Here is a 25,314-nt window from a genome sequence, read left to right on the forward strand (position 1 = left end):
ATGACTGACACTGCCGCAACGCACGGGGCGCCCAGCCCGGACCTGAAGATCATCGAGACCCGCGTCTACCGCGGGCCGAACGTGTGGAGCTACGACCCGGCCATCCACCTGGTCGTGGACCTCGGATCGCTGGAGAACTTCCCGTCGAACACCATCCCCGGCTTCACCGAGAAGCTGCTGGAGTACCTGCCCCGGCTCGACCAGCACCACTGCTCGCGCGGCCGCAGGGGCGGTTTCATCGAGCGGCTGCACGAGGGCACCTGGCTCGGCCACATCGCCGAGCACGTGTCGCTGCAACTCCAGCAGGAGGCCGGCCACGACATGCGGCGTGGCAAGACCCGGCAGGTCAAGGGGATGCCGGGCCGCTACAACATCACCTACGCGTACGCCGACGAGGCGGTCGGACTGGCCGCCGGTGAACTCGCCGTGCGGTTCGTGAACAACCTGGTGCAGCCGGCTCCGGACTTCGACTTCACCACCGAGCTGGAGAAGTTCATCAAGCAGGCCGAGCGGACCGCGTTCGGCCCGTCGACGCAGGCGATCGTGGACGAGGCCGTGTCCCGCGACATCCCGTGGATCCGGCTGAACAAGGCCAGCCTGGTCCAGCTCGGCCAAGGAGTGCACGCCAAGCGGATCCGGGCGACGATGACCTCGGAGACCGGGTCCATCGCAGTCGACATCGCCAGCGACAAGGACCTGACCACTCGATTGCTCGCCTCGGCCGGCCTGCCGGTGCCGCGGTCGGAGTCGGTACGCACGGTCGACGAGGCGGTCACGGTCGCACACAAGATCGGGTACCCGGTCGTCTGCAAGCCGCTGGACGGCAACCACGGCCGCGGCGTCTGCCTGAACCTGCAGGACGCCGACGAACTGCGGGAGGCGTTCCCGATCGCGGCCGAACAGTCCCGCCGCGGCTGGGTGATCGTGGAGAACTTCGTCACCGGCAAGGACTACCGCTGCCTGATCATCAACGGCCGGATGGAGGCGATTGCCGAACGCGTGCCCGCGCACGTGGTCGGCGACGGCATCCACACGGTCGCCGAACTGGTCGACATCACGAACGCCGATCCGCGCCGCGGGGTCGGGCACGAGAAGATCCTGACCCGGATCACCGTGAACGCGGCGGCGCGTGAGCTCGTCCGCAGCCAAGGCTTCGAGCTGGACGACGTACCGCCGGAAGACGAGATGGTGAAGCTCACGCTGACCGGCAACATGTCCACCGGCGGGATCTCGATCGACCGGACCTTCGAGGCGCACCCGGAGAACGTCGAGATCGCCGAGGAGGCGGCCCGGATGATCGGGCTCGACATCGCCGGTATCGACTTCATCTGCCCCGACATCACCCAGCCGGTGCGCGAGACCGGCGGCGCGATCTGCGAGGTGAACGCGGCGCCCGGGTTCCGGATGCACACCAACCCGACGATCGGCGAACCGCAGTACATCGCCAAGCCTGTCGTCGACATGCTGTTCCCGCCGGGCGCGACCAGCCGGATCCCGATCGTCGCGGTGACCGGGACGAACGGCAAGACCACCACGGCGCGGATGATCAGCCACGTCTTCAAGGGAATGGGCCGCAAGGTCGGGATGACCTCGACCGACGGCATCGTGATCGACGAGCGGCTGGTGATCCGTTCCGACGCGTCCGGGCCGAAGTCCGCCCGGATGGTGCTGCAGAACCCACGGGTCGACTTCGCCGTGTTCGAGGTGGCGCGCGGCGGGATCCTGCGCGAGGGGCTCGGGTACGAACGCAACGACGTCGCCGTCGTGCTGAACATCCAGCCTGACCACCTTGGGATGCGCGGTGTCGACACGCTCGAGCAGCTCGCGGACGTGAAGGCGGTTCTGGTCGAGGCCGTGCCGCGGACCGGGTACGCCGTACTGAACGCCGACGACCCACTGGTGCGCAAGATGCGGCGGAAGTGTTCCGGGCAGGTGGTGTGGTTCAGCATGGCCGAGCCGGGCAGCGAGGTGCGCGACTACATCGAGGGGCATTGCCGTCGGGGTGGCCGGGCGGTCGTGCTTGAGCGGTCCGACCTGGGCGACATGATCGTGGTCAAGCACGGCCGGCGGTCGATGCAGCTGGCCTGGACACACTTGCTCCCGGCAACGTTCGGCGGGCGGGCGATGATGAACGTGCAGAACGCGATGGCCGCGGCGGCCGCCGGGTTCGCCGCCGGGGCGCCACTGCACGACATCCGGCAGGGCCTGCGGACGTTCAACACGTCGTACTACCTGTCCCCCGGACGGCTGAACGAGATCGACGTCGACGGGCGCACGGTGATCGTCGACTACTGCCACAACGCGCCGGCGATGCGGATGCTCGGCGACTTCGTCGACCGTCTCGGCGAGAGCCTGAGCGCGTCGTCCGAGCTCGGCCGGCCGTCGCGGATCGGTGTGGTCGCGACCGCGGGCGACCGCCGCGACGACGACATCCGCGAGCTCGGTGAGGTCGCGGCGCAACACTTCGACGTGGTGATCGTCCGCGAGGACGCCCGGCTGCGTGGCCGCAAGCGCGGTGAGACCGCCGCGCTGGTCGAGGCAGGCGTACGGCGTGCGATGGAGAACGGAGCGCGCTGCCGGCAGATCGACATCGTGCTGGACGAGTTGGCCGCGATCCGGCACGCGCTGAGCCGATCCAACCCCGGCGATCTCGTCGTCCTGTGTGTCGACCAGCATCAGACCGTGCTGGCTGAGCTCGAGTCCGTCTCGCACCTGGCACAGGCGGGTGCGCGGTCGGGCGACGAAGGCGGTGACCCCGACTTCGTCCAGCCTGACGAGGAAGCCGAGGCCGCGCCGGAGTGAGGCCCACCGTTCTGGCGCGCCGTACTCGGAACTCACTGACGGTGGCGGTCGTTGGCCGTCCGTGAAGATGAAGTTGCTGGCAGCCACTATGGCTGTCGCCCTCCCAGTACTGATGTCGTCGTGCGGCACGTCCACTGCGACCCAGGAGGCGGCGGTGAGTACGCCGAGTGTGCTGGTCGAGGACGCCTGGGTGCGCGCCACCACCGGCGCCAAGGACACCACGATGACGGCCGCTTTCATGTCGCTGACGAACCCGGGCACCACCGATATCAAGTTGACCTCGGCAACTTCCCCGGTGGCCGGCGTGGTTCAGCTGCATGAGATGGCGGCGAAGGACGGCACGATGGTCATGCAGGAGAAGCCCGGCGGCATCACCGTGCCGGCCGCCTCGCACACCCACCTCTCCCCCGGCGGCGACCACATCATGCTGATGGGCCTCAAGCAGCCCCTCGAGCCCGGCGACGAGCTCCCCCTCACCCTCACGTTCTCCGACCACACCAGCCACGACCTCACCGTCCCGGTCAAGTCCTTCACCGAGGAAGAAGATCACTACCACCCCACCGAAACCCCGCCCACCAAATGACCACCCCACTCCCACCCACCGACCCGGCGTCGCCCTCTCCCACACCGGCCTCGCCGACATCTCCCGTCCCACCCGCGCAAGGGCCGTCCAGGCGGCGGCTGTTCGGCTTTGCCGGTGCCGCAGTTGCGGGGGCAGCTGTGGTTGGTGGCGTGGTTGCCTTGGGCAAGGACGAGGTGGCTGAGGCCGCTGGCCGACGGATAGATCCGTATGGGGTGCATCAGCCGGGGATTGTGGCCGGCTCGCCTCGGCATGGGGAGCTGGTGGCGTTCACCCTGAGGCCGGGCGTGGACAAGGCGGCGCTCGGGCGGTTGATGCGGTTGTGGACCGGTGACATTGTTGCCTTGGCCAACGGGCGCGCGGCACCTGGTGACACCGCGCCGGAGTTGGCGATCGGCAATGTCGCGCTGACGACGACGGTTGGATTCGGGCCGCGGGTGTTCGAGCTGACCGGTGAGAAGCCGCCCGGGCTGGACGATCTGCCGGCGATGAAGCACGACCGGCTCGACCCCGCGTGGTCGGACGGCGATCTGCTGATCATGGTGGGCGCCGACGATCCCGTCAGCGTCGTACACGCCGTACGACGCCTGGTCGCGGACGCGACGCCGTTCGCCACCCCCGCCTGGCGGCAGACCGGGTTCTGGAACGGCACCGGCTCCGACGGCCGACCCGTCACCGGCCGCAACCTCTTCGGTCAGGTCGACGGCACCGGCAATCCGGCCGTCGGTACGCCGGAGTTCGACACCACCGTGTGGTCGTCCGACGGTCCCGACTGGTTCCGCGGCGGTACGACGCTCGTCGTACGCCGGATCCGGATGAACCTCGACACGTGGGACGAACTGACCCGCTCGGAGCAAGAACGCGCCGTCGGCCGCAAGCTCTCCACTGGTGCACCGCTGACCGGCACGGCCGAGCACGACGAACTCGATCTCGAAGCCCGGGACCCCGGCGGCCGCCTGGTGATCGCCAAGAACGCGCACGCCCGCCTCTCCCACCAGTCCGAGAACGACGGCCGCCGGATCTTCCGCAAGGGCCTCAACTACGTCCAGGACACCGGCCCGGCCCGCGAATCCGGCCTGATCTTCCTCAGCCACCAGGCCGACATCGCCGCCCAGTTCCTCCCACTCCTCGCCCGCCTGGACGCGGCCGACGCCCTCAACGAGTGGACCACCACCATCGGCTCGGCCGTCTTCGCCCTCCCACCCGGCTTCCAGCCGGGCACCTGGCTCGCCCAGAAACTCCTTTCCTGACCTGTCACCCTGCAACGCTGGCGACGGCGTTCAGAGGGGGTGAGGAGAGGATGCCGATGAGAGCTGATCCGACCGATGACGACTTCGACGCGTTCGTACGGGCGCGGTGGTCGACCACTGCGCGGCTGGCGTACGCGCTGACCCTGGACCACCAGAAAGCCGAGGATCTCGCCCAGGAGGCCTTTACGAAGCTGTGGTTCCACTGGCGCAAGGTGAGCGGGGGAAACCCCGAGGCGTACCTGCGGAAGGTCGTCACGACCACGTTCTTGTCCGGCCGGCGCCGCCGCTGGATCGGCGAGCGCCCGACCGAGACGCCGCCTGACACCGCGGTGGGCGCGGGCACGGCCCAGGTGGACGAGCGGCTCGCCCTCCGCCAAGCGATGGCCCGGCTGAGTCCGCGGCAACGCGCCGCCGTCTACCTGCGGTACGCCGAGGACCTGTCCGAGCGGTCCGTCGCCGAGCTCCTCGGTTGCTCGGTCGGGGCAGTCAAGCAGCACACCCGCCGCGGACTCGACGCGCTCCGCACCGACATTAATTTCGGCACAACTGATGAACTGGCCGACCTGGCCGGGAGGGGGATCGCATGACCGACGACCTGACCACGAAGCTCGCCGTACTGACCGACGACCGCCCCGAGCCGTCGGACCCCGCGGCTCCGATCCGGCTGCGGATCAAGCGCCGGCAGCGTCGCCGTCGCGGCACGGCCGCCGTCCTGACTGTGGCCGGCGTGACCGCCGCTGCCCTGGCCACCGGCCCCCTGCTCGACTCGATGCGGCCGTCCGAACCTGCCGTGGCCGGATTCGGGACTCCGTCGTCGGCCTCGGTCCAGCCGAGCACGCCGCAACTACCGAGCACGAAGACCACGCCGATCACCACGCCGACATCCGCGGCCGGTGATCACAGCAAGATCCTGCCGCCACCGTGGTCGGCGGAGCGGTTCACCAAGATGCCGGACGCGAACGCCTACCGGCCGCACGCGTACTACGTCGCCAAGGGCACCATCCCGACCGAGTCCTGGGCGGTCCTGGTCTACTCCCGCGAAGGCTGCCTGGTCACCGACGAGGGGCCCGCGGTCAGCTTCGGCCGGCCGCTCGTCTGCTTCAACCCGCCGCTCAACGGCACGCACTGGGTGGTGCAGGGGCACGGCAAGGAGAAAGGCAGCACGAAGATCGACGCCACCCTGGTGATGGGCTCGGCCCCGATCGGCGCCCGCAAGGTCCGCATCACCGCCGGCGGCAAGAACTACACCACCAACGCCGTCGCGACCCCGGCCACTGACACGCTGCGGTTCTTCGCGATCGTGATCCCACGACGCGACCTGACGGTCACCTCCGTCCAGCCCCTCGACGCGAACGGCCACGCGATCAAACGCTGACCGACAGTCTGGGGAGGAGCCACCACCGGTTCCTCCCCAGGTGCCGCGGTTCAGGAGGCTGGTTCTTGGCGGCGGGCGAGGAGGCGGCGGCGGGGTTCGTCTCGGTCGATCCAGTCGAGGTCGTCGGACAGGACGGCGTCGTTGGACTTGTTGGCGTACGGGTCCGGTGGTGGCGGAGGCGGCGGCAAGGCGCGGAGCTTGAGGACCACCATCGGGATCGCCAGCAGTACGGCGAGCACCAGCCAGACGCCGTACTCGTGCAGGAGCGGTTCGAAGGACTGGAAGAACGCGTCGGTGGCCGCGTCGGCGGTGTCATTAGCGGACTGTGCGGCCGGCGCCCGATCGACGACCCGGATCGCGTTCACGATGCCGAAGGAGGCCAGGTAGAAGCCCGCCAGCGGCACCCAGAAGTACGCGGATCGCCAGCCGCGCCGCCAGCAGGCGACGTACAGAACGAGAGCCAGGCCGGCCGCCACAAGCAGGCCGTTCAGCTGCCAGAGCCACCGCCACTCGTCCAACTGGTTCGCCGGCCGCAAGGCGTACCACGCGATCGGCAGGGCGAGAGCGAAGGCGGCGACCACCGAGCTTCTGGCGCCCAGGGCACCGAACAAACCACCGACAGCGCTTGCCACCAGCAACGTGGTCAGCTGCGACCGATCCGACCAGTCGTTGCCCGTCAGCCACCACAGGCCGGCGCCGACAGCCACGACCAGCGGCACGGTGATGCGCACCCGCGTGACCAGCAACCCGGCCAGCACGCCACCGGCGAACCCACCCAGCACCAGCAGATCCACCCGCAGCGGCACGAACATCGTCGTACCCTCCGGCAGACCCTTCAGGTACGTCGCGGAGAAGCCGGCCACGAACCAGGCGGCCACGGCGGCCGGGATCGACCACAGGTAGCGCATGACACCCCGTTCCCGCCCCAACCGCGGCGGAGGGGCTAGCGCTGGGCTCTCTCGACCTTGGCTCTCAAGGTCTCCGGTGTGTCGACGGTAGCCCCCTCGGACCGCAACCAGGCGTCAAGACTCGCCCGATCCTGCAGAGACATCACCGCGACCACATCGCCGGCCTCCGCCTCCGCGACCAGCGCCTGCGCCGCCTCCAGCTCGGTCGGGTACGCCGGTACGTCGTCCACGCCGACCGACGCGGCGCCCTCGCGGAACACCGCCTCCAGGTCGGACGGCGGCCGGCCGCGCAGGTAGTCGCTCTTGTGCCCGATCATCACCCGGTCGGCCGCCCGAGCCCCGATGGCGCCGAGCGCGGCGACCATGTCGTCGGCCCGGTCCCCCGGCGAACCGAGCGCCAGCAGCAACCGTCCGCCCGGCCGCCGGACGCCGTTCATGATCTCGAGCAGCGCCTCGAGGCCGGCCTCGTTGTGGGCGAGGTCGATCACGACGGTGAAGTCGTGCAGCGAGTACATGTTCATCCGGCCGGGGTTGTTCTCGTTCGGCGCGAACGTGCTCAGCCCTTCGATCACGGCCGCCCGCGGCAGCCCGAGGCCGAACGCCGCGGAGGCCGCTGCCAGCGCGTTCTCGACGTTGTAGTGCGACAGGCCCGACAGCGTCATCGGTACGTCGACGACCTTCAGCAGCGGCTCCGGATCGGCCGCCTGATCGAGCACGGTGATGAACCCGTCCAGGATGGTCGTCGCCCGCCCGCCCTCGTCGAGCACGGTCCGGATCGACGGCGAGTCGGGGTCGCGGGAGAACACCCAGCACTTGGCCGGCGAGCCGAGCCGCATCGCGAAGGTTCGCGGGTCGTCGCCGTTCACCACGCACCAGCCACGGGGCTTGGTGATCTGGGTGATGACCGCTTTCACCTCGGCCAACTGGTCGACCGTGTCGATCCCGCCCAGGCCGAGGTGGTCCGCGGTCACATTGGTGACGACCGAGACGTCGTTCGAGGCCACGCCGACCCCGCGGCGCAGGATGCCGCCACGGGCCGTCTCGGTGACCGCGAGCTGGATGCCGGGCTGGGACAGCACCTGACCGGCCCCGCTCGGCCCGGAGAAGTCGCCGTACTTGACCAGCTTGCCGTCGAAGTAGACGCCATCGGTGCTGGACCAACCGACGTGCAGACCGGCCGCGCGGCCGATGTGCGCGATCATCCGCGAGGTCGTGGTCTTCCCGTTCGTCCCGGTCACCGCGACCACCGGCACCTTGGGCCGGATCGTCGGCGGCGGGTTGCCGGGCGGCTCGTTGCGGACCCGGTCGCCGACCGTCGCGATCAGCTCGGTCAGATCCTCGGCGCCGAACGCGTCCAGCACCTCGGCGATCGCGGCACCGAGCGCCCGCGCCCGCTCCTCGTGCGCCCACGGGTACGCCACCACAAGCCGGCGTACGTCGGACTCCGCGCGGACCCGGACGCCGATCCGGCCGATCCCGGCCTCCCGCGCGATCCGTCGTACGACGTGACCCGCGACGCGGATCGCGAACCGCTGCCGGAACCCGGAGCCGATCCGCCCGGGCCGGGTGGTCCCCAGACCGATGGCCTGCCCGTACGCCTTCGCGGCCGGGGCCGGGGCGTCGACGAGTGCGGACACGTCAAGCGTCAGCTTGATGGCGGCACGACTGAAGTAGAGGTTGGCGCCGTCGAGGACCCGGAGCTCAACCAGAGAGGTGGCCACCGACCCTAGGCTCCCATCGCGTGGTAACCGCCGTCGACGTGGATGATCTCGCCGGTGGTCGAGGGGAAGAAGTCACTCAGCAGGGCGACGATGGTCCGGCCGGTCGGCTCGAGGTCGGTCGGGTCCCAACCCAGCGGCGCACGGTCCAGCCACGGCCCCTCGAACTTCTCGAAGCCCGGGATCGCCTTCGCGGCCAGCGTCTTCAACGGACCGGCCGAGACCAGGTTGCAGCGGATGCCCTGGGCGCCGAGGTCGCGGGCAAGGTACCGGCTCGTGGACTCGAGGGCCGCCTTGGCGACTCCCATCCAGTCGTACCCGGGCCAGGCGACGGTCGCGTCGAAGGTCATCCCGACCACGCTGCCGCCACGGCTCATCAGCGGCGCACAGGTCACCGCGAGCGCCTTCAGCGAGTACGCCGAGACGTGCAGCGCCTGGGACACGTCATCCCACGGACCGTCCAGGAACTTCCCGCCGAGGATGGTCTCCGGGTTGCCGTACGCGATCGAGTGGACCACACCGTCAAGACCGTCGACGTGCTCGCGTACGGCGTCCGGCAGTGCGGCCAGATGCTCGGCGTTGGTCACGTCCAGCTCGAGGACCGGCGGCTCCTGCGGCAGGCGTTTCGCGATGCGCCTGGTGATGCTGAGCGCCCGGCCGAAGTTGGAGATCAGCACGGTGGCGCCCTGCTCCTGCGCCACCTTGGCGGTCGCGAAACCGATCGAGGAGTCGAGCGTGACGCCCGCGACCAGGATGCGTTTGCCGTCGAGGATGCCCACCGGCATGCCCTTTCTCGAAAATGAACGTTAGTTGCCCATGCCGATGCCGCCGTCGACCGGGATCACCGCACCGGTGATGTAGCCGGCCTCGGGCGAGGCGAGCCAGCGGACCGCGTTCGCGATCTCCTCGGTCAGGCCGAAGCGGCCGAGCGGGATCTGGCTCAGGTACTGCTTCTGCGTCTCCTCCGGCAGGACCGCGGTCATGTCAGTCTCGACGAAGCCGGGGGCGACCACGTTCGCGGTGATGCCGCGGCTGCCGAGTTCGCGGGCGATCGAGCGGGACATGCCGATCAGGCCCGACTTGCTGGCGGCGTAGTTCACCTGGCCGGGCGAGCCGAGCATGCCGACGACCGAGGAGATGAACACGATCCGGCCCTTGCGCAGCCGCAGCATGCCCTTGGCCGCCCGGCGGGCGACCCGGAACGCGCCGGTGAGGTTGGTCTGGATGACGGTGTCCCAGTCGTCGTCGGACATCCGCAGCAGCAGCGTGTCGCGCGTGACGCCGGCGTTGGCCACCAGCACCTCGACCGGACCGTGGGCCTCCTGGATCGCGTCGAATGCCGCATCCACCTGCTCCTGGTCGGTGATGTCGCACTTGACCCCGAGGAAGCCCTCCGGTGGTGGGCTGGTGTTGTACGTGACGGCGACCTGGTCGCCGGCCTCCCGGAACGCGGTAGCGATCGCCAGCCCGATCCCCCGGCTGCCACCGGTCACCAACACAGACCTGCTCACAAGCCCTCCTCACTCGTCACCAGTCGCACGAACGCTATCGCCCGCCGTCCGCCCATTCGGACGGCGGGTACTCACCGGGCTGCCGCCGTACTGCGAATCAGGAGTCTTCGAGGCGGAAGCCGACCTTGAGGCCGACCTGGTAGTGGTCGATCTCGTTGTCGATGATGTGGCCGCGGATCTCGGTCACCTCGAACCAGTCCAGGTGCCGCAAGGTCTCCCCGGCCCGGCTGACGGCGTTGGTGATGGCCTGGTTCAGGCCCTCTTTGGACGTGCCCACGATCTCGGTCACGCGGTAGGTGCGATCGGTCATCGAACGTTCCTTCCATCCTGCCTGCGCCCGGGCGGCCGGCGCGGCGTACCGTTGGTGTTGGTGAGGAGGATAGATGTCGAGACGTCATGAACGGACCGGCGAAACCGTCATCTCGGTGACGAATGCACAGCCGGGCCGGTCCGAGGATCTGGACAGCCGGATCGCTCGGTACGCCTGGATGATGTCGATCCGCATCGTCTGCTTCGTGCTCGCCGTGCTCACCCCGTCGCCGTGGCGCTGGATGTTCATCGTGGCGGCGGTGTTCCTGCCCTACATCGCGGTGGTGCTGGCGAACACGCAGCGCTCCTCCACGGTGTCCGGTGCCGCGCCCTTCATCGCCCCCGAGCGGCCTGCGATCGGCCCGCATCCCGGCGTCGTCACGCAGCCGGATCCGGACCCGGATACGGACCGGCCGATCGACACCGAAAAGTGATCTGTGCCGGGACTGGAAACTCGGACAGGATCCGTGTCAGAATCTCCCGCGTGCTCTGAAGTTCATGAGTGGAATTCAGGGACTTGATGCGGCGTCGGACGGCTCCCCCCGTGGCTGTCCGACGTCGCTTCATTGTGCCCACACTTTGATTATTGAGTGGTCAGGAACAATTGCCTGCGACCACCGGAATGGCTCTGACGATGACCGAAGAAGCACTCCCGTCCGTCTGCTCCGCCAAGGGATGTGGGCAGCCGGCCACGTGGGCGCTGCGGTGGAACAACCCGAAGATCCACACCCCGGACCGGCGCAAGACCTGGCTCGCGTGCGACGAACACAAGGAGAGCCTGTCGGACTTCCTGGCCCGCAGGTCATTCCTGCGGGAGGTCGAGCCTTTCTCCTAAGTGTTAAGCCCGCACCGAAAAACTGCATTTCCGGATTGGGCCGGTATGACGGTCAGCCGCCGATCGCCGACATCGGGCGGGTGGGCTGTAGGAAGCTCGGGTCGTTGATGCCGTGGCCGGGGAGTTTGTTCCGCATCGCGCGCCGCCAGCGGTCCGCCAGCTCCTCGTCGTCGGCACCGCCGCGCAAGGCCGACCGCAGGTCCGACTCGGTGCGAGCGAACAGGCAGTCGCGGACCTGACCATCAGCCGTCAGCCGGACGCGGTCGCAGTCTCCGCAGAACGGCCTGGTGACCGAGGCAATGATCCCGACCGTCTGTGGTCCGCCCCGAACCGTAAACGATTCCGCCGGAGCACTCCCCCGCGACGCCGCGTCGGTCGGCTCCAGGTCGAACCGGTCCGACAACTGCTCGAGAATCTCGTCCGCTGTGACCATGCTGGCGCGAGTCCAGCCGTGCTGGGCGTCGAGCGGCATCTGCTCGATGAACCGCAGTTCGTAGCCACGCTCGAGGCAGTACTCCAGCAACTGCGGCGCCTGCCGGTCGTTCACGCCGCGCATGAGTACGGCGTTGACCTTGACCGGCGTCAGGCCGGCCGCCTGCGCCGCATCGAGTCCGGCCAGTACGTCCTTGAGCCGGTCCCGCCGGGCCAGCTGTACGAAGGTGTCCGACTCGATCGTGTCGAGGCTCACATTCACCCGATCCAGGCCGGCGTCCTTGAGTGCCTGAGCTTGCCGGGCAAGGCCGATCCCGTTGGTGGTCAGCGAGACCTCTGGTCGCGGCGTCAGCTCCGTCGTACGGGCGATAATGCCGACCAGGCCTCGCCGCAGCAGTGGCTCGCCTCCGGTGAAGCGAATCTCCTGCACACCAAGGCGTGTCACGGCCACCGACACCAGCCGTACGACCTCGTCGTCGGTCAGCAGCTCCGGCTTGGGCAGCCACTCCAGGCCTTCCTCGGGCATGCAGTAGGTGCAGCGCAGGTTGCAGCGGTCCGTGAGTGAGACGCGCAGGTCGGTGGCGACGCGGCCGAACCGGTCCGCCAGACCCAGCTGCATCACTTCCTCCGTTGCCGTCATCCCCCCAGCCTACGTGCCGGGGACAGACCGTTTCAGGTGATGGCTTAAGTTCGAGACGTGGGTCGTCTCATGAATGTCCGCTGGATCGCCGCTGCGCTGGCGGTCCTGGTGCTCGCCGGCGTGTGCGTCGAGCTCGGTCGCTGGCAGTTGCATCGCCTGGACGACCGGAAGGCCCGCAATGACGTGACGCGGGCCAATCTGGCCGCTCCGCCGGCGCCGATCGACCAGATCGTCGGCGCGCAGGGCCTGGTCGGCGACCAGCACGCCTGGCGTACGGCGGTCGTCACCGGCCGGTACGACGCCTCGAAGCAGATCGTGATGCGGTACCGCAATGTGGACGACCGTCCAGGCTTCGAGATCGTCACCCCGCTGGTCCTCTCGAACGGCAAGGCAGTGCTGGTCGACCGGGGCTTCCTTGCCCGTCAGGGCGCCGAACTCGCGCCCGGCCACATCCCCGCCGTACCCACCGGCGAGGTCAGCATCACCGGCCGCCTGCGCCGCAGCGAGCGCGGCGGCAGCACCAACGGCGGCACGCCGGACGACGGTACGGCGCGGCTGATCAACGGACTGGACTTCGCCAAGGTCCTCGGCCTCAACCTGTACGACGGCTACCTCACCGTGGACAAGCAGGATCCGGCCAACGACCCGGACTTCGGCGCGTTCCCCGGTCCGGAGATCGACGACGGACCACACTTCTTCTACGCGCTGCAGTGGTTCTTCTTCGCCCTGCTCGCGCTCGGCGGACTGGTCTACTTCTCCCGACAGGACACACGCGGTGACACCTCCTCCAGCGACGACGGGCCGGCACCAGTCACAGCAGAAGAAGACAAACCCGAAGAAGCTCGCGCCGGAGCGCCGGATTGAGGACTACGCACTGATCGGAGACCTCCAGACCGCCGCGCTGGTGTCCCGGGAGGGCTCGATCGACTGGCTGTGCGTTCCGCGGTTCGACTCCCCGGCCTGCTTCGCCGCCCTGGTAGGTACCGACGACAACGGTCACTGGCGGCTCTCCCCGCAGGACGCCGACGCGACCAGCAGCCGCCACTACCGCGGCGACACGCTCGTGCTGGAGACCGAGTGGTCCACCAGCAGCGGTTCGGTCCGGGTGATCGACTTCATGCCGCCGCGGGACGCCGCGCCGGACGTCGTACGGATCGTGCAAGGCATCAGCGGACGGGTCGCGATGCGGTCCGAGGTGCGTCTGCGCTTCGACTACGGGCACGTGATCCCCTGGGTGCGGAGCATCGACGGTCAGGTCGTGGCGATCGCCGGCCCGGACGCGGTGTCGCTGCGGTCCGACGTTCACCAGTACGGCCGCGACTTCGCGACGTACGCCGACTTCGAGGTGTCGGCCGGCGACCAGGCCTGGTTCGTGCTCACGTGGCATCCGTCGCATGACGCCGTACCGGATCCGATCGATGCACTGGATGCGCTGGAGCCGACGGAGTCGTTCTGGACCGAGTGGATCGGGCGCAGCACCGACACCAACGGGACCAGCGAGGAGGTCACCCGGTCGCTGCTCACGCTGAAGGCGCTGACCTATGCGCCGTCCGGCGGCATCGTTGCGGCGCCGACGACCTCGCTCCCCGAGGCACTCGGCGGGTCACGCAACTGGGACTACCGGTTCTGCTGGTTGCGGGACGCGACGATGACGCTGTCGGCGATGCTGCGGACCGGATACACCGAGGAGGCGCACGCGTGGCGGGACTGGCTGCTTCGCGCCATCGCCGGCTCACCCGCGGACCTCCAGATCATGTACGGCGTGACCGGTGAACGGCGGTTGCGGGAGTTCGAGGCGGAGTGGCTGCCCGGGTTCGCGTCCTCGGCGCCGGTGCGGATCGGGAACGCGGCCGCCGAACAACTGCAGATCGACGTGTTCGGCGAGGTGATGGACGTACTCGCACTGGCCCGGGAGTCGCAGATCGGGCCGAGCGACGACGCCTGGTCGATGCAGCGCGGGCTGATGCGCCACCTGAGCGAGGTCTGGACCCAGCCGGACGAAGGGATCTGGGAGGTCCGGGGCGGCCGGCAGCACTTCACCTACTCCAAGGTGATGGCGTGGGTCGCGTTCGACCGCGCGGCGCGGGCGGTCGAGCGGTACGGGATGGGCGGGCCGGCCAAGCAGTGGCGGGCGACCGCGGACGAGATCCACCGGGAGGTGTGCGAGAAGGCGTACGACTCCGGCCGCAACACCTTCACCCAGGCGTACGGCAGCAAGGCGCTGGACGCCGCCGTGCTGCTGATCCCGCAGGTCGGGTTCCTGCCGCCGGAGGATCCGCGGGTGGTGGGCACGGTCGAGACCGTGCGCCGGGAGCTGGCGCCGGACGGGTTCGTCCGCCGGTATCTCACCGAGCACACCGACGACGGGTTGGACGGTGACGAGGGTGCGTTCCTGATCTGCTCGTTCTGGCTGGCCGACTCGCTGGCGATGATCGGGCGGGTCGGCGAGGCGAGGGCGCTGTACGAGAAGCTTGTTGCTCTGCGCAACGATGTGGGACTGCTGGCGGAGGAGTACGACCCGGTCGCCGGGCGGATGCTCGGAAACTTCCCGCAGGCGTTCTCGCATCTCGGTCTGGTCAACACCGCCTGGCACCTGAACACCGCGGAGTCGCCGCTGCGCAGGTCGGCGTACTAGGACTCTGCTGGTTCTTGCCATCGGCCACGAACCGTGAAGGTGCGCGATGGGTTGCGGTGAGGCAGGATGGTGGTCGTGGACCTCGGACTTCGCGACCGCACGTACATCGTCACCGGAGCCAGCGCCGGACTCGGCTTCGCCACCGCCAAAGCCCTCGCGGGTGAAGGTGCCCGGCTGGTGATCTCCAGCCGCAACGAGGAGTCGATCGCGCGGGCCGCGGCCGAGCTCGGGGCGAACGTGGTCGGCATCCCGGTCGACAACGCCGACCCGGAGAGTGCCGAGCGGCTGGCCGCGACGGCGATCGCCAAGTGGGGCGCGTTGCACGGGGCCCTGGTCAGCGTCGGTGGCCCGCGGCCGGGGACGGCTCTCGACACCGACGAAGAGGACTGGCGGGCCGCGTTCGACAGCGTCTTCCTGGGTGGACTGCGGATCGCGCGATCGGTCGCCCGAGCGGGATCCGAGGGTACGTCGATCGCGTTCGTACTGTCGTCGTCGGTGAAGTCACCGATCACCGGGCTGGCGATCTCCAACGGGCTGCGGCCGGGGCTGGCGATGGTCGCCAAGACGCTTGCCGACGAGCTCGGCCCGAACGGGATCCGCGTCAACGGCCTGATGCCGGGCCGGATCGCCACCGACCGGCTGAAGGAACTCGACGCCAAGGGCGGCGACCCCGAGGCCGCCCGCCGCGCCTCCGAGAAGACCATCCCGCTGCGCCGTTACGGCGACCCCGACGAGTTCGGCCGGGCCGCCGCCTTCATCCTCTCCCCCGCCGCCTCCTACATCACCGGCGCCATCATCCCCATCGACGGCGGAGCCCTCCGCACCATCTGACGCCACCGGTTCTGCTTGCTGACGCTGTACTAGATCCGCTCGCTAGCGGGTTAGCTACCTGCCGGCGGCTTGTATCCCGCCAGCCGTGAAACAACCCGCCAGCGAGGGCCAACCGAGAACCCAGGGCCGGGTGTGGCGGCTCGCACGTCGCTGAGCCTGGCGCCGAGTGCGCTCGACGTCACCATCGATCAGCTCGTCATGCTGATCGCCATGGCGAACGACGAGAGCCCCCGGAAGGTCCTCAAGGCCAGCCGTGACCGGATCCGCGGCAACGGCCGCCGGCTCGGCAGCAGGCCGCGCCGGAGGCTCAGGAGCTGAGCACGTCAGCTCTGGGGCGCGATCCGGTTGCCTTCGTCGTCCCAGTGGTCGGCCACCTTCTTGCTCGGCTGCACACGCGGCGGCTCCCCCGGCATCTTCGGGTAGTCCGGCGGGAAGTTCAGCTCCCCGCCCGGCAGTTCGTCCCACAGCCGCAGCAGCGGGTCGAGCGAGTACGCCGTGTCGTCCATGTCCGCCCACGGGTCACCATCAGTGAGGTACTCCGGGACGGTGTGCAGGTTGAACGCCCGCGGATCGTCGACCTCGGCCAGCCGCTCCCACGTCATCGGCGTACTGACCGGCGCACCAGGCCGCGGCCGGAGCGACCACGCACCGGCGACCGTGCGGTCGCGCAGGTTCTGGTTGAAGTCGAGGAAGACCGCCGCGTCGCCGCGCTCCTCCTTCCACCAGGCGGTGGTCACACCGTCGTCGCGACGCTCCAGCTCTCGCCCGAGGCCGATCGCCGCGTGCCGGACCTCGTCGAACGACCACTGCGGCCGGATCCGCACGTAGATGTGGATCCCCCGGTTGCCGCTGGACTTCGGATACCCGCGAAGACCCAGCTCCTCGAGCAACTCACGGGCGACGCCGGCTACCCGCCGGGCGTCGGCGAAGGTCGCCCCCGGCTGCGGGTCGAGGTCGATCCGCAGCTCGTCCGGATGGTCGAGATCGCCCTTGCGCACCGCCCACGGGTGGAAGGTCAGGGTGCCCATCTGGGCCGCCCAGATCGCGGCCCCGATCTCGGTCAGGCACAGCTCGTCGATCGGGCGGTCGTTCGGCGTCAGCACCCTGCAGGTCTCGAGCCAGTCCGGGGCGCCCTTCGGCAGGCGCTTGGAGTAGAAGCCGTCGCCGGTCTGCCGGCCGGTCGCGTCCACGGACAGCGTCATCCCCTCGCGCCAGCCGCCGGGCCAGCGCTCCAGCGCGACCGGACGGTCGCCGGACGCGTGCATGAACGCAGGCCCGACGCCGGCGAAGTACTCACAGACCTGGAGCTTGGTGACCTCCGGGGCCCACTCGGTCGCCTCGTAGACGACCCGCTCCGGGCTGGAGACGCGGACTTCCCGGTCCCCCACGGGGAGCATCACCGCTGTGGTCTTCGCCATGGCGTGACGGTATCGCCCGGAACCGACCAAACCGGCGGCAGAACGGCGGAAAGGCAACTTTTCTCCACCTCTGGCCACGCCAGGTGACCGGGCGGTAACGTTCCAGCACCTCGTCCCGGGGCGTGAGGCCCCCGGGACGCTGATGAAGGAGCGCGAGGATGAACAGATCCGCCCTGTTCGCCGCTGCCACCGCAGTTGCGACCACTACCGCCCTCGGTCTGACCAGCGCCACCACTGCCACCGGTGCGCCGACGGCAGACCCAGTCCCCACCCCGGCCGCCGCCGTCGCCCGGGCCAAGGCCGCCATCGGCGACAACCTCGCCGTACTGCGAGCCACCGGTTCGGACGCGTTCGTCGTCCGCACTGTCCTCGTCGACCCGGACGGGTCCAGCCACGTCCGGATGGACCGGACCATCGGCGGGCTCAAGGTCCTCGGCGGCGACGTCGTCGTGCACCAGGCCAAGGACGGCAGCTGGAAGGGCGCCAGCCTGAGCCTGACCCGCAGCGCGAACGTCGGCCGCACCCCGAAGCTCAGCCTCGCCACCGCCACCTCGAAGGCCCTCGCCCGCGGTCAGAAGGCCGAGGGCAAGCCCGCACTGGTGATCGAGGCCCGCAAGGGCGCGCCGCGGCTGGCTTACTTGGTCACCACTGTCGGGACCCAGCCGGACGGTACGCCGAGCCACATCACCACCACCGTGGACGCACTCACCGGCGCGAAGCTGGTCAGCGAACAGCACATCGAGACCGCGACCGGCGACGGCCAGAGCCTGTACTCCGGCACCGTGCCACTGGACACGACCGCGGCCACCGGCGGCTTCACGCTGACCGACCCGGTCCGCGGCAACGGCTTCACTGCCGACGCGAACAACAAGACCGACTCGATCCTGTGCCAGCTGCTCGGCCTGGGCTGCCCGACCCCGACCCGGTTCACCGACGCCGACAACCACTGGGGCACCGGCACGAACGCGAACCGCGCCACCGCCGCCGTCGACGCGCATTACGGCGCCGCGACCACGTTCGACTACTACAAGAACGTGCACAGCCGGAACGGCATCTTCAACGACGGCAAGGGCGTCCCGAGCCGGGTGCACTACGGCAGCAACTACGTGAACGCCTTCTGGGACGGCAAGCAGATGACGTACGGCGACGGCGACGGTGTGACCGCCGGCCCGCTGGTGTCGATCGACGTTGCCGGCCACGAGATGTCCCACGGCGTCACCTCGGCCACCGCGAACCTGACCTACTCCGGTGAGTCCGGCGGCCTGAACGAGGCGACCAGCGACATCTTCGGCACCATGGTCGAGTTCTACTCGAACAAGGCCTCCGACCCGGGTGACTACTACATCGGCGAGGAGATCATGAAGGACCGGCCGGCGCTGCGGTTCATGGACAAGCCGAGCAAGGACGGCAACTCCCCCGACTGCTACTCCTCCGGCGTCGGCAACCTCGACGTGCACTACTCCTCCGGCATCGCGAACCACTTCGCCTACCTGCTGGCCGAGGGCAGCGGCGCGAAGACGATCGGCGGCCTGCCGCACAACTCGCCGACCTGCAACGGCTCGACGCTGGCCGGCATCGGCCACCAGAAGCTCGAGAAGATCTGGTACCGCGCGCTGACGACGTACATGACCACCGGTACGACGTACGCCCAGGCCCGGACGGCCACGCTGAACGCGGCCACCGACCTGTACGGCGCGAGCAGCCCCGAGCGGGCGGCGGTCGCGGCGACCTGGTCCGCGGTCAGCGTCAACTGACCGCCGGTCATGGGGCCTCCCGGCCTGGACTGAGGAGCGGAGAGAGCGAAGCGACCGGAGTGACGAGGGAAGGCCGGGAGCCAAAGCCCCATGACCCGCCGTGCCGGAGGCACGGCAGTGTGTACTGACTTCACCGGTCCTGTCCCACTGGGGCGGACAGGACCGGTGAACAAACGCTTTGTCCATTGCCCTGCGGGGGCGACCCACCTACCGTCACAATCATGGGTGGGGAGCCCGGGGGACAATTCGGACGGCGTGAGGCCAAGCTGCGTGAAGCCAGGCCACTACTGCTGGTCGTCGACGCTGACCCGGAGCGTCTGGAACGGTGTGAAACCGAGCTGGAGCGAGGGTTCGGCGTCGACTACAGAGTCCGCGGCGAGCTGACCACGGCCGCTGCGCTGAGCTGCCTACAGCTCGCACATGACCTGCAGCACCGGGTCGCCGTCGTGATGGTCGACAACGCTCTGCCGGACGACGAGCGCGCCGAGATCCTGGCCGCGTCGAGAACTCTGCATCCGGATGCACGCCGTGCCCTGCTGATCGAGTGGGGCGCTTGGGCGACCCGCAGTACGGCGGCGGCGATCCTGTCCGCGATGTCTGTCGGCGACATCAACTACTACGTGCTGAAGCCGTGGATCGCGCAGGACGAGCTGTTCCATCGGACGGTCGCGGAGTTCGTCCAGGAGTGGTCGCGTTACGAGGTCGCGAACCTCCGCGAGGTGGTCGTGATCGCGTCCGACCACTCGGTCCGGGGTCAGGCGGTGCGCAGTCTGCTGGCGCGCAACGGGATCCCGAGCGCGTTCCGGCTCAGCGGTTCGGTGCCGGCGAACGCCGTACTGGAGTGGATCGGTGAGCCGGATCCCGGGGACAGCGTGCTGGTGTGGATGCCGGCGGTGGGCGGCACGGTGCTGCGTGATCCGACCGACGTCGAGATCGCCGAGGCGTGGGGCGTTTCGACGACGCTGGACGACGGCGAGGACTCGTTCGACCTTCTGGTGATCGGGGCCGGTCCGGGTGGATTGGCGGCAGCCGTGTATGCGTCGTCCGAGGGGCTGCGCACGTTGGTCGTGGAGCGGGAGGCGATCGGCGGGCAGGCGGGGACGAGCTCGCTGATCCGCAACTACCTGGGTTTCTCGCGCGGGATCCGCGGCTCCGAGCTGGCCCAGCGCGGCTATCAGCAGGCGTGGGTGTTCGGCGCGCACTTCGTGCTGATGCGGTCGATCGAACGGCTCGAGCGACGGGACGGTCATTTCGTCGCGGAGATCGGTGACGTCGGCCAGGTGACGGCCCGGGCGGTCATCCTGGCGACCGGGGTGGCGTACCGGCGACTCGACGTATCGGCGCTCGAGGAGCTGATGGGGAGGGGCGTGTACTACGGCGCCAGTGTGTCGGAGGCCCATGGTCTGACGGATCGCGACGCGTGCGTGGTCGGTGGCGGCAACTCGGCCGGGCAGGCGGTGCTGCATCTGGCCCGCTACTGCAAGCTGGTCACCTTGGTGATCCGGGGTAAAGATCTCGTTGCGAGCATGTCGAAGTACTTGATCGACGCGATCGATGCCGCGCCCAACGTGGTCGTGCGGTCCTGGAGCGAGGTCGTCGGCGGTGGTGGCGACGGGCGGCTGCAGTGGGTGACGTTGCGGGACCGTACGTCGGGCGGCGAGGAGCGGCTCGACGTCGACGGACTGTTCGTGATGATCGGCGCCGTACCCGGCACGCAGTGGCTGCCGGACGAGGTCGGTCGGGACGAGCGGGGCTTCGTGCTGACCGGGTCGGACGCCGCGGCGGATCCGGGCTGGGCCGAGGACCGGCCGCCCCAGCCGTACGAGACGACGATGCCCGGGGTGTTCGCGATCGGCGACGTACGCAGTGGTTCGGTGAAGCGGGTGGCGTCGGCGGTCGGTGAAGGGTCCGTAGTCGTCTCGCAGGTCCACACGCATCTCAGGGTGTCCGAGGATGCCTGAACGGCGGTTCGTCTACACCCCGGCGATGGTTGTCCTGACCACGCTGGTGCTGCTGGTGCCGCTGGCCGGGTTGTTCCTCCTGGTCCAGAGCCCGCGGTTGGATGTGCATTGGGAGCACCACCCAGCACATTTCTGGCTGGTGTTGCTCACCGCGGGACTGAGCGCCGTACTGGCGTACATCACGGGTGCGGCGGCGCTGCGGCGAGGTGATCCGCGGGTTCTGCTGGTGTCATTGGCGTTCTTGTCGGCGGCCGGGTTCCTCGGGTTGCATGCATTGGCGACGCCGAAGGTCCTGCTGGACACACCGAACGCGGGCTTCACGCTGGCGACGCCCATCGGGGTCGCGGTCGCGTCGATCTTCGCGGTTCTGTCGAGCCTGAACATGTCGGGCGGGCGGGTGGCGGCCGCGGTCCGGTGGGGGCGGGTTGGGCGCGCGGCACTGCTGACCCTGATGGCTCTGTGGGCGGTGGCGTCGATCCTGCGCCTGCCGCCGTTGCACGACACCGCCGTACCAGAGGTTGCCGATGGCATCCTCACCGCGCTCGCCGTACCGACGGTGTTGTTGTACGCCGTCGCGGCCGCCCGCTACCTGCACCTGTGGTGGCGGAAGCCGTCGTTGATGCTGCTGTCGATGATCGCCGCGTTCATCCTGCTCGCCGAGGCGATGATCGCGATGGTGTTCGCGACGAACTGGGCGCTGTCGTGGTGGGAGTGGCACGTGCTGATGCTGACCGCCTTCGTGCTGGTGGTCGTCGGCGTCCGGATCCAGTGGTACGAGGAACGGTTCGCCGATCTGTATCTCGACGACACCGTCTCGGGCCGGCGCGAGTTGAGCGTGCTGTTCGCGGATCTGCAGGGGTTCACCACCTTCTCCGAGAACCATGATCCGGCCGAGGTCACCACGATGCTGAACACCTACTTCCAGGTCGTCGTGCCTCCCGTCGTACGGCGTCATGGCGGCGACGTCGACCGGATCATCGGCGACGCGCTGATGGTGACCTTCAACAAGCGCGGCAACCAGCCCGACCACGCGGCCCGGGCGGCCGCGGCCGGGTTGGCGCTGCAGGAGGCCGCGGCCGCTGTGCAGGCGGCGCACCCGAACTGGCCGCGGTTCCGGGTCGGGATCAACAGCGGGATCGCCTCGGTCAGCCTGCTCGGCACCGAGGGCGGCCGGACCCACACGGTCATCGGCGACACCGTGAACGTCGCCTCCCGGATCGAGGGCAAGGCACCGGGCGGCGGGGTCGCCATCGGGCCCGCGACGAAGGCCCTGCTGCCGGATGCGGTGACCCAGTCCCTGGGCCTGGTCGACCTCAAAGGAAAGGCCGAACCGGTCGAGGTTCACCAGCTGCTGGCGCTGTCCGGCGAATGATCACCCCTGCCTTCAGGGGCCGCACCTGGTGTTCACGTGTTGGACCTTGGCGGCGACTGGTCCGGGTGTGAGAATCCGGCTCATGTCTGCCCCGAACCGATCACGGCGCCGCGTGGGCGCCCTCGTGGTCACGTCCAGTCTCATCGTCTCCGGCCTGGCAGTGGCACTCGCCGCCGCGCCGGCGGACGCCGCGTCGACCGATGTGGTCATCACCGAGGTGTACGGCGGCGGCGGCAACACCGGCGCGCCCTACACGAACGACTTCATCGAGTTGACCAACAACGGCACGGCGCCGGTCGACGTGAGCGGCTGGTCGGTCCAGTACGCCTCCGCGGCCGGAAGCTCCTGGCAGGTCACCAGCCTCACCGGCAGCATCGCCCCGGGCGCCGCCTACCTGGTCCAGGAAGGGGCCGGCGCCGGAAACGGTCAGCCGATGCCCGCACCGGACGCCACCGGCAGCATCCTGATGTCCGCGACGGCCGGAAAGGTTGCCCTCGTCACCACTCAGACGGCGCTGTCCTGCGGGACGACGGCCTGTCACAACGCTCCCGAGGTCAAGGACTTCGTCGGCTACGGTTTGACGGCGAGCGACTCCGAGACCGCTCCGGCGCCGGGCCTGTCGAACACGACCTCGGCCACCCGGAAGGTCCCCACCCAGGACGCGGACGACAACGCGGCCGAGTTCGCGGCGGTCAACCCGTCCCCGAAGACGCTGACCTCGACGCCGCCGGATCCGGACCCGGTGGATGCGAAGATCCACGACATCCAGGGCGCCGCGCACCTGTCGCCGCTGAACGGCAAGCCGGTCAAGAACGTCACCGGTGTGGTCACCGCGAAGAGCACCAACGGCTTCTGGTTCCAGGACCCGCAGCCCGACAACGACCCGGCCACCAGCGAAGGTGTCTTCGTCTTCACCAGTTCCGCGCCGACCGTGGCCGTCGGTGACGCACTGACCGTCCAGGGCACCGTCGCCGAGTTCCGCCCCGGCGGCTCCGGCGGCACCGACAACCTGACCACCACGGAGATCACCAACCCGACGATCACCCTCACCGGCACCGCGCCCGTACCGGCCCCGACGATCGTCGGCAACGGCGGCCGGGTCCCGCCGTCGACCGTGATCGACGACGACTCCAACGGCGACGTCGAGACGACCAGTACGGCGTTCGACCCGGCGAGCGACGGCCTCGACTTCTGGGAGTCGCTGGAGGGCATGTGGCTCGGCATCAACCAGCCTGAGGTCACCGGTCCCACCAGTTCGTTCCGCGAGCTGTCCGTCGTACCGGCCGGATCCTCGGTCCGGACCGTGCGCGGCGGCATCCTGCTGCAGAAGACCGACAGCAACCCCGAGCGGGTCCTGCTCGACGACGTGCTGACGCCGATCCCGGACGCGAAGACCGGCGACAAGCTGGCTGGAGTCGTGGCGGGCGTTCTCGACTACTCCTTCGGCAACTTCAAGTTCCTCCCGACGCAGACGCCGACCGTGATCGACGGTGGCGTGAAGCGTGAGACGACCAAGGCCTCCTCGCCGCTGCAGGTCTCGGTGGCGACGTTCAACGTGGAGAACCTCGACCCGTCCGACGGCGACGCCAAGTTCGACGGACTGGCCCAGGCGGTGGTGAAGAACCTCGGGGCTCCGGACATCCTCGGCCTGGAGGAAGTGCAGGACAACGACGGCGCCACAAACTCCGGTGACACTGCCGCGAACAAGACCCTCGACATGCTCGTCGCCGCGATCCAGAAGGCGGGCGGACCGAAGTACGCCTACAGCCAGATCGACCCGGTGAACAACAAGGAGGGCGGCGAGCCGGGCGGCAACATCCGGGTCGCGTTCATGTACCGCACCGACAAGCCGGTGAAGTTCGTCGACCGTCCCGGTGGCACCTCGACCGCCGCCACGACGATTGTCACGGACCGGTTCGGCAAGCCGCACCTGAGCTACTCTCCCGGCCGGGTCGACCCGGCCAACCCGGCGTGGGAGGCCACCCGGGTCCCGCTGGCGGGCGAGTTCACCTGGCACGGCCAGAGCCTGTTCGTGGTGGTCAACCACTTCAGCTCCAAGGGCGGCGACGACCCGCTCTGGGGCCGGACCCAGCCGCCGGTCCAGGTGACCGCGCCGAAGCGGCACCAGCAGGCGCAGTCGGTGCGCGGCTTCGTCGACCAGATCCTGGCCAAGGACAAGGGCGCCAACGTCATCGTCCTCGGTGACCTGAACGACTTCGACTGGTCGGAGACGGCCGACATCCTGGTCGGATCCGGCAAGACGTCGCTGATCGACATGCCGCGGACACTGCCGGTGAAGGAGCGCTACAGCTACGTGTTCGAGGGCAACAGCCAGATCCTGGACCAGATCCTGATCTCCCGGAACCTGCAGCCCGCCTCGACGTACGACGTGGTGCACATGAACGCCGAGTTCCCGGACCAGATCAGCGACCACGACCCACAGGTCGTGCAGGTGATCCCGCTACCGTCCTGGGTGCACTGATTGCGGGAGTCTTACGGTGGCCGCCCGGGCGGGGTTTTGCTTGCCCGGGCGGCCACAATGGAGTCGTGACAGACGACACCAAGCAGTACGCCGTGAACAAGTCCGACGCGGAGTGGAAGGCGCAGCTGTCCCCCGCCGAGTTCCAGGTGCTGCGCAAGGCCGGTACCGAACGCCCCTTCGTCGGTGAGTACACCGACACCAAGACGGTCGGCGTCTACAAGTGCCGCGCCTGCGACGCGGAGCTGTTCCGCAGCGAGACCAAGTTCGACTCGCACTGTGGCTGGCCGTCCTTCTTCGCCCCGCTGGCCGAAGACCGGGTCGAGTACATCGAGGACACCGACCTCGGCATGAAGCGCGTCGAGGTCCGCTGCGCCAACTGCGGCTCCCACCTCGGCCACGTCTTCGAGGGCGAGGGCTACGACACCCCCACCGACCTCCGCTACTGCATCAACAGCATCAGCCTGAACCTCGAACCCGCCTGATCGGCAGGCTGCCACCCCG

Annotated in this window: 23 protein-coding genes; 16 read left to right on the forward strand and 7 right to left on the reverse strand. The window is 69.1% G+C overall.

Going from position 1 to position 25,314, the window contains the following annotated elements; translation table 11 throughout:
• The 5 genes from cphA to AB0I34_RS04940 all read left to right on the forward strand — a co-directional run bounded on the left by cphA (position 1) and on the right by AB0I34_RS04940 (position 6,007).
• Positions 1-2,802, forward strand: coding sequence for a cyanophycin synthetase (gene cphA / locus AB0I34_RS04920; RefSeq protein WP_360439524.1), 2,802 nt, complete (start codon positions 1-3; stop codon positions 2,800-2,802).
• Positions 2,803-2,890: 88 nt separating this feature from the next.
• Positions 2,891-3,385, forward strand: a complete 495-nt coding sequence (locus AB0I34_RS04925) for a copper chaperone PCu(A)C (RefSeq protein ID WP_360439527.1) — start codon at positions 2,891-2,893, stop codon at positions 3,383-3,385.
• A gap of 98 nt (positions 3,386-3,483) precedes the next feature.
• Complete coding sequence (locus AB0I34_RS04930) at positions 3,484-4,632, forward strand: Dyp-type peroxidase (protein ID WP_360440085.1); 1,149 nt, start codon at positions 3,484-3,486, stop codon at positions 4,630-4,632.
• 56 nt (positions 4,633-4,688) lie between these two features.
• Positions 4,689-5,219 (forward strand): SigE family RNA polymerase sigma factor, encoded by a 531-nt coding sequence (locus tag AB0I34_RS04935; RefSeq protein ID WP_360439530.1) that lies wholly within the window; start codon positions 4,689-4,691, stop codon positions 5,217-5,219.
• Positions 5,216-6,007, forward strand: coding sequence for a hypothetical protein (locus tag AB0I34_RS04940; protein ID WP_360439533.1), 792 nt, complete (start codon positions 5,216-5,218; stop codon positions 6,005-6,007). The genes AB0I34_RS04935 and AB0I34_RS04940 overlap by 4 nt, the downstream gene beginning before the upstream one ends.
• Before the next feature lie 50 nt (positions 6,008-6,057).
• Here AB0I34_RS04940 and AB0I34_RS04945 read toward each other — a convergent pair whose 3' ends face one another.
• From AB0I34_RS04945 to AB0I34_RS04965, 5 genes are all read right to left on the reverse strand, one after another.
• A complete protein-coding gene (locus AB0I34_RS04945; RefSeq protein ID WP_360439536.1) occupies positions 6,058-6,915 on the reverse strand; it encodes a hypothetical protein in 858 nt (285 codons plus the stop codon).
• Between the two features lie 35 nt (positions 6,916-6,950).
• Positions 6,951-8,636 carry a Mur ligase family protein gene (locus tag AB0I34_RS04950; RefSeq protein ID WP_360439539.1) on the reverse strand — a complete coding sequence of 562 codons (1,686 nt, stop codon included), beginning with the start codon at positions 8,634-8,636 and terminating at the stop codon, positions 6,951-6,953.
• Between the two features lie 5 nt (positions 8,637-8,641).
• Positions 8,642-9,418 (reverse strand): enoyl-ACP reductase FabI, encoded by a 777-nt coding sequence (fabI, locus tag AB0I34_RS04955; protein ID WP_360439542.1) that lies wholly within the window; start codon positions 9,416-9,418, stop codon positions 8,642-8,644.
• Positions 9,419-9,439: 21 nt separating this feature from the next.
• The gene (gene fabG, locus AB0I34_RS04960; RefSeq protein WP_360439545.1) at positions 9,440-10,144 is read right to left on the reverse strand and encodes a 3-oxoacyl-[acyl-carrier-protein] reductase; all 705 of its coding nucleotides are present in this window, start codon (positions 10,142-10,144) and stop codon (positions 9,440-9,442) included.
• Between the two features lie 97 nt (positions 10,145-10,241).
• On the reverse strand, positions 10,242-10,454 hold the full coding sequence (locus AB0I34_RS04965; RefSeq protein WP_131352382.1) for a dodecin: 213 nt from the start codon (positions 10,452-10,454) through the stop codon (positions 10,242-10,244).
• A gap of 73 nt (positions 10,455-10,527) precedes the next feature.
• On the opposite strand from AB0I34_RS04965, the gene AB0I34_RS04970 reads away from it, so the two are divergent.
• Entirely contained in the window at positions 10,528-10,887 is a 360-nt protein-coding gene (locus tag AB0I34_RS04970; RefSeq protein ID WP_360439550.1) for a DUF3099 domain-containing protein, read from the forward strand.
• A 200-nt stretch (positions 10,888-11,087) separates the two neighbouring features.
• Positions 11,088-11,288, forward strand: a complete 201-nt coding sequence (locus tag AB0I34_RS04975; RefSeq protein ID WP_360439553.1) for a hypothetical protein — start codon at positions 11,088-11,090, stop codon at positions 11,286-11,288.
• 52 nt (positions 11,289-11,340) lie between these two features.
• On the opposite strand, the gene moaA is transcribed toward AB0I34_RS04975, so the two are convergent.
• On the reverse strand, positions 11,341-12,360 hold the full coding sequence (gene moaA, locus AB0I34_RS04980) for a GTP 3',8-cyclase MoaA (RefSeq protein WP_360439556.1): 1,020 nt from the start codon (positions 12,358-12,360) through the stop codon (positions 11,341-11,343).
• A 57-nt stretch (positions 12,361-12,417) separates the two neighbouring features.
• On the opposite strand from moaA, the gene AB0I34_RS04985 reads away from it, so the two are divergent.
• The 4 genes from AB0I34_RS04985 (at position 12,418) to AB0I34_RS05000 (ending at position 16,144) form a co-directional block, all read left to right on the forward strand.
• Positions 12,418-13,224, forward strand: coding sequence for an SURF1 family protein (locus AB0I34_RS04985; protein WP_360439559.1), 807 nt, complete (start codon positions 12,418-12,420; stop codon positions 13,222-13,224).
• Positions 13,136-14,995: a glycoside hydrolase family 15 protein gene (locus tag AB0I34_RS04990; RefSeq protein WP_360439562.1), complete on the forward strand. Its 1,860-nt coding sequence runs from the start codon at positions 13,136-13,138 to the stop codon at positions 14,993-14,995. Before AB0I34_RS04985 ends, AB0I34_RS04990 begins: the two co-directional genes overlap by 89 nt.
• A gap of 66 nt (positions 14,996-15,061) precedes the next feature.
• On the forward strand, positions 15,062-15,826 hold the full coding sequence (locus AB0I34_RS04995) for an SDR family oxidoreductase (protein ID WP_360439565.1): 765 nt from the start codon (positions 15,062-15,064) through the stop codon (positions 15,824-15,826).
• 132 nt (positions 15,827-15,958) lie between these two features.
• On the forward strand, positions 15,959-16,144 hold the full coding sequence (locus AB0I34_RS05000; protein ID WP_360439568.1) for a hypothetical protein: 186 nt from the start codon (positions 15,959-15,961) through the stop codon (positions 16,142-16,144).
• Between the two features lie 5 nt (positions 16,145-16,149).
• Here AB0I34_RS05000 and AB0I34_RS05005 read toward each other — a convergent pair whose 3' ends face one another.
• A complete protein-coding gene (locus AB0I34_RS05005) occupies positions 16,150-17,244 on the reverse strand; it encodes a DNA primase small subunit domain-containing protein (protein ID WP_360439571.1) in 1,095 nt (364 codons plus the stop codon).
• A gap of 158 nt (positions 17,245-17,402) precedes the next feature.
• On the opposite strand from AB0I34_RS05005, the gene AB0I34_RS05010 reads away from it, so the two are divergent.
• The 5 genes from AB0I34_RS05010 to msrB all read left to right on the forward strand — a co-directional run bounded on the left by AB0I34_RS05010 (position 17,403) and on the right by msrB (position 25,295).
• Positions 17,403-18,998, forward strand: coding sequence for a M4 family metallopeptidase (locus AB0I34_RS05010; protein WP_360439574.1), 1,596 nt, complete (start codon positions 17,403-17,405; stop codon positions 18,996-18,998).
• Positions 18,999-19,219: 221 nt separating this feature from the next.
• Positions 19,220-20,959 carry an FAD-dependent oxidoreductase gene (locus AB0I34_RS05015; RefSeq protein ID WP_360439577.1) on the forward strand — a complete coding sequence of 580 codons (1,740 nt, stop codon included), beginning with the start codon at positions 19,220-19,222 and terminating at the stop codon, positions 20,957-20,959.
• Positions 20,952-22,331, forward strand: coding sequence for an adenylate/guanylate cyclase domain-containing protein (locus AB0I34_RS05020; protein WP_360439580.1), 1,380 nt, complete (start codon positions 20,952-20,954; stop codon positions 22,329-22,331). Before AB0I34_RS05015 ends, AB0I34_RS05020 begins: the two co-directional genes overlap by 8 nt.
• A gap of 82 nt (positions 22,332-22,413) precedes the next feature.
• Positions 22,414-24,813 carry a lamin tail domain-containing protein gene (locus tag AB0I34_RS05025; RefSeq protein ID WP_360439583.1) on the forward strand — a complete coding sequence of 800 codons (2,400 nt, stop codon included), beginning with the start codon at positions 22,414-22,416 and terminating at the stop codon, positions 24,811-24,813.
• 65 nt (positions 24,814-24,878) lie between these two features.
• Positions 24,879-25,295 (forward strand): peptide-methionine (R)-S-oxide reductase MsrB, encoded by a 417-nt coding sequence (msrB, locus tag AB0I34_RS05030; RefSeq protein ID WP_360439586.1) that lies wholly within the window; start codon positions 24,879-24,881, stop codon positions 25,293-25,295.
• Positions 25,296-25,314 lie beyond the last annotated feature (19 nt).

The sequence above is a fragment of the Kribbella sp. NPDC050281 genome (genome assembly GCF_040655855.1).
Lineage (GTDB): Bacteria > Actinomycetota > Actinomycetes > Propionibacteriales > Kribbellaceae > Kribbella.

Coding starts and splice junctions, on each gene's coding strand:
- AB0I34_RS04945 (WP_360439536.1), bottom strand. CDS start 6,915: ATGCGCTACCTGTGGTCGATCCCGGCCGCCGTGGCCGCCTGGTTCGTG.
- AB0I34_RS05005 (WP_360439571.1), bottom strand. CDS start 17,244: ATGGCGAAGACCACAGCGGTGATGCTCCCCGTGGGGGACCGGGAAGTC.
- AB0I34_RS04935 (WP_360439530.1), top strand. CDS start 4,689: ATGAGAGCTGATCCGACCGATGACGACTTCGACGCGTTCGTACGGGCG.
- fabI (WP_360439542.1), bottom strand. CDS start 9,418: ATGCCGGTGGGCATCCTCGACGGCAAACGCATCCTGGTCGCGGGCGTC.
- AB0I34_RS04970 (WP_360439550.1), top strand. CDS start 10,528: ATGTCGAGACGTCATGAACGGACCGGCGAAACCGTCATCTCGGTGACG.
- AB0I34_RS05020 (WP_360439580.1), top strand. CDS start 20,952: ATGCCTGAACGGCGGTTCGTCTACACCCCGGCGATGGTTGTCCTGACC.
- AB0I34_RS05010 (WP_360439574.1), top strand. CDS start 17,403: ATGAACAGATCCGCCCTGTTCGCCGCTGCCACCGCAGTTGCGACCACT.
- AB0I34_RS04975 (WP_360439553.1), top strand. CDS start 11,088: ATGACCGAAGAAGCACTCCCGTCCGTCTGCTCCGCCAAGGGATGTGGG.
- AB0I34_RS04995 (WP_360439565.1), top strand. CDS start 15,062: ATGGTGGTCGTGGACCTCGGACTTCGCGACCGCACGTACATCGTCACC.
- AB0I34_RS04965 (WP_131352382.1), bottom strand. CDS start 10,454: ATGACCGATCGCACCTACCGCGTGACCGAGATCGTGGGCACGTCCAAA.
- cphA (WP_360439524.1), top strand. CDS start 1: ATGACTGACACTGCCGCAACGCACGGGGCGCCCAGCCCGGACCTGAAG.
- AB0I34_RS05015 (WP_360439577.1), top strand. CDS start 19,220: ATGGGTGGGGAGCCCGGGGGACAATTCGGACGGCGTGAGGCCAAGCTG.
- AB0I34_RS05025 (WP_360439583.1), top strand. CDS start 22,414: ATGTCTGCCCCGAACCGATCACGGCGCCGCGTGGGCGCCCTCGTGGTC.
- moaA (WP_360439556.1), bottom strand. CDS start 12,360: ATGACGGCAACGGAGGAAGTGATGCAGCTGGGTCTGGCGGACCGGTTC.
- AB0I34_RS04925 (WP_360439527.1), top strand. CDS start 2,891: ATGGCTGTCGCCCTCCCAGTACTGATGTCGTCGTGCGGCACGTCCACT.
- AB0I34_RS04940 (WP_360439533.1), top strand. CDS start 5,216: ATGACCGACGACCTGACCACGAAGCTCGCCGTACTGACCGACGACCGC.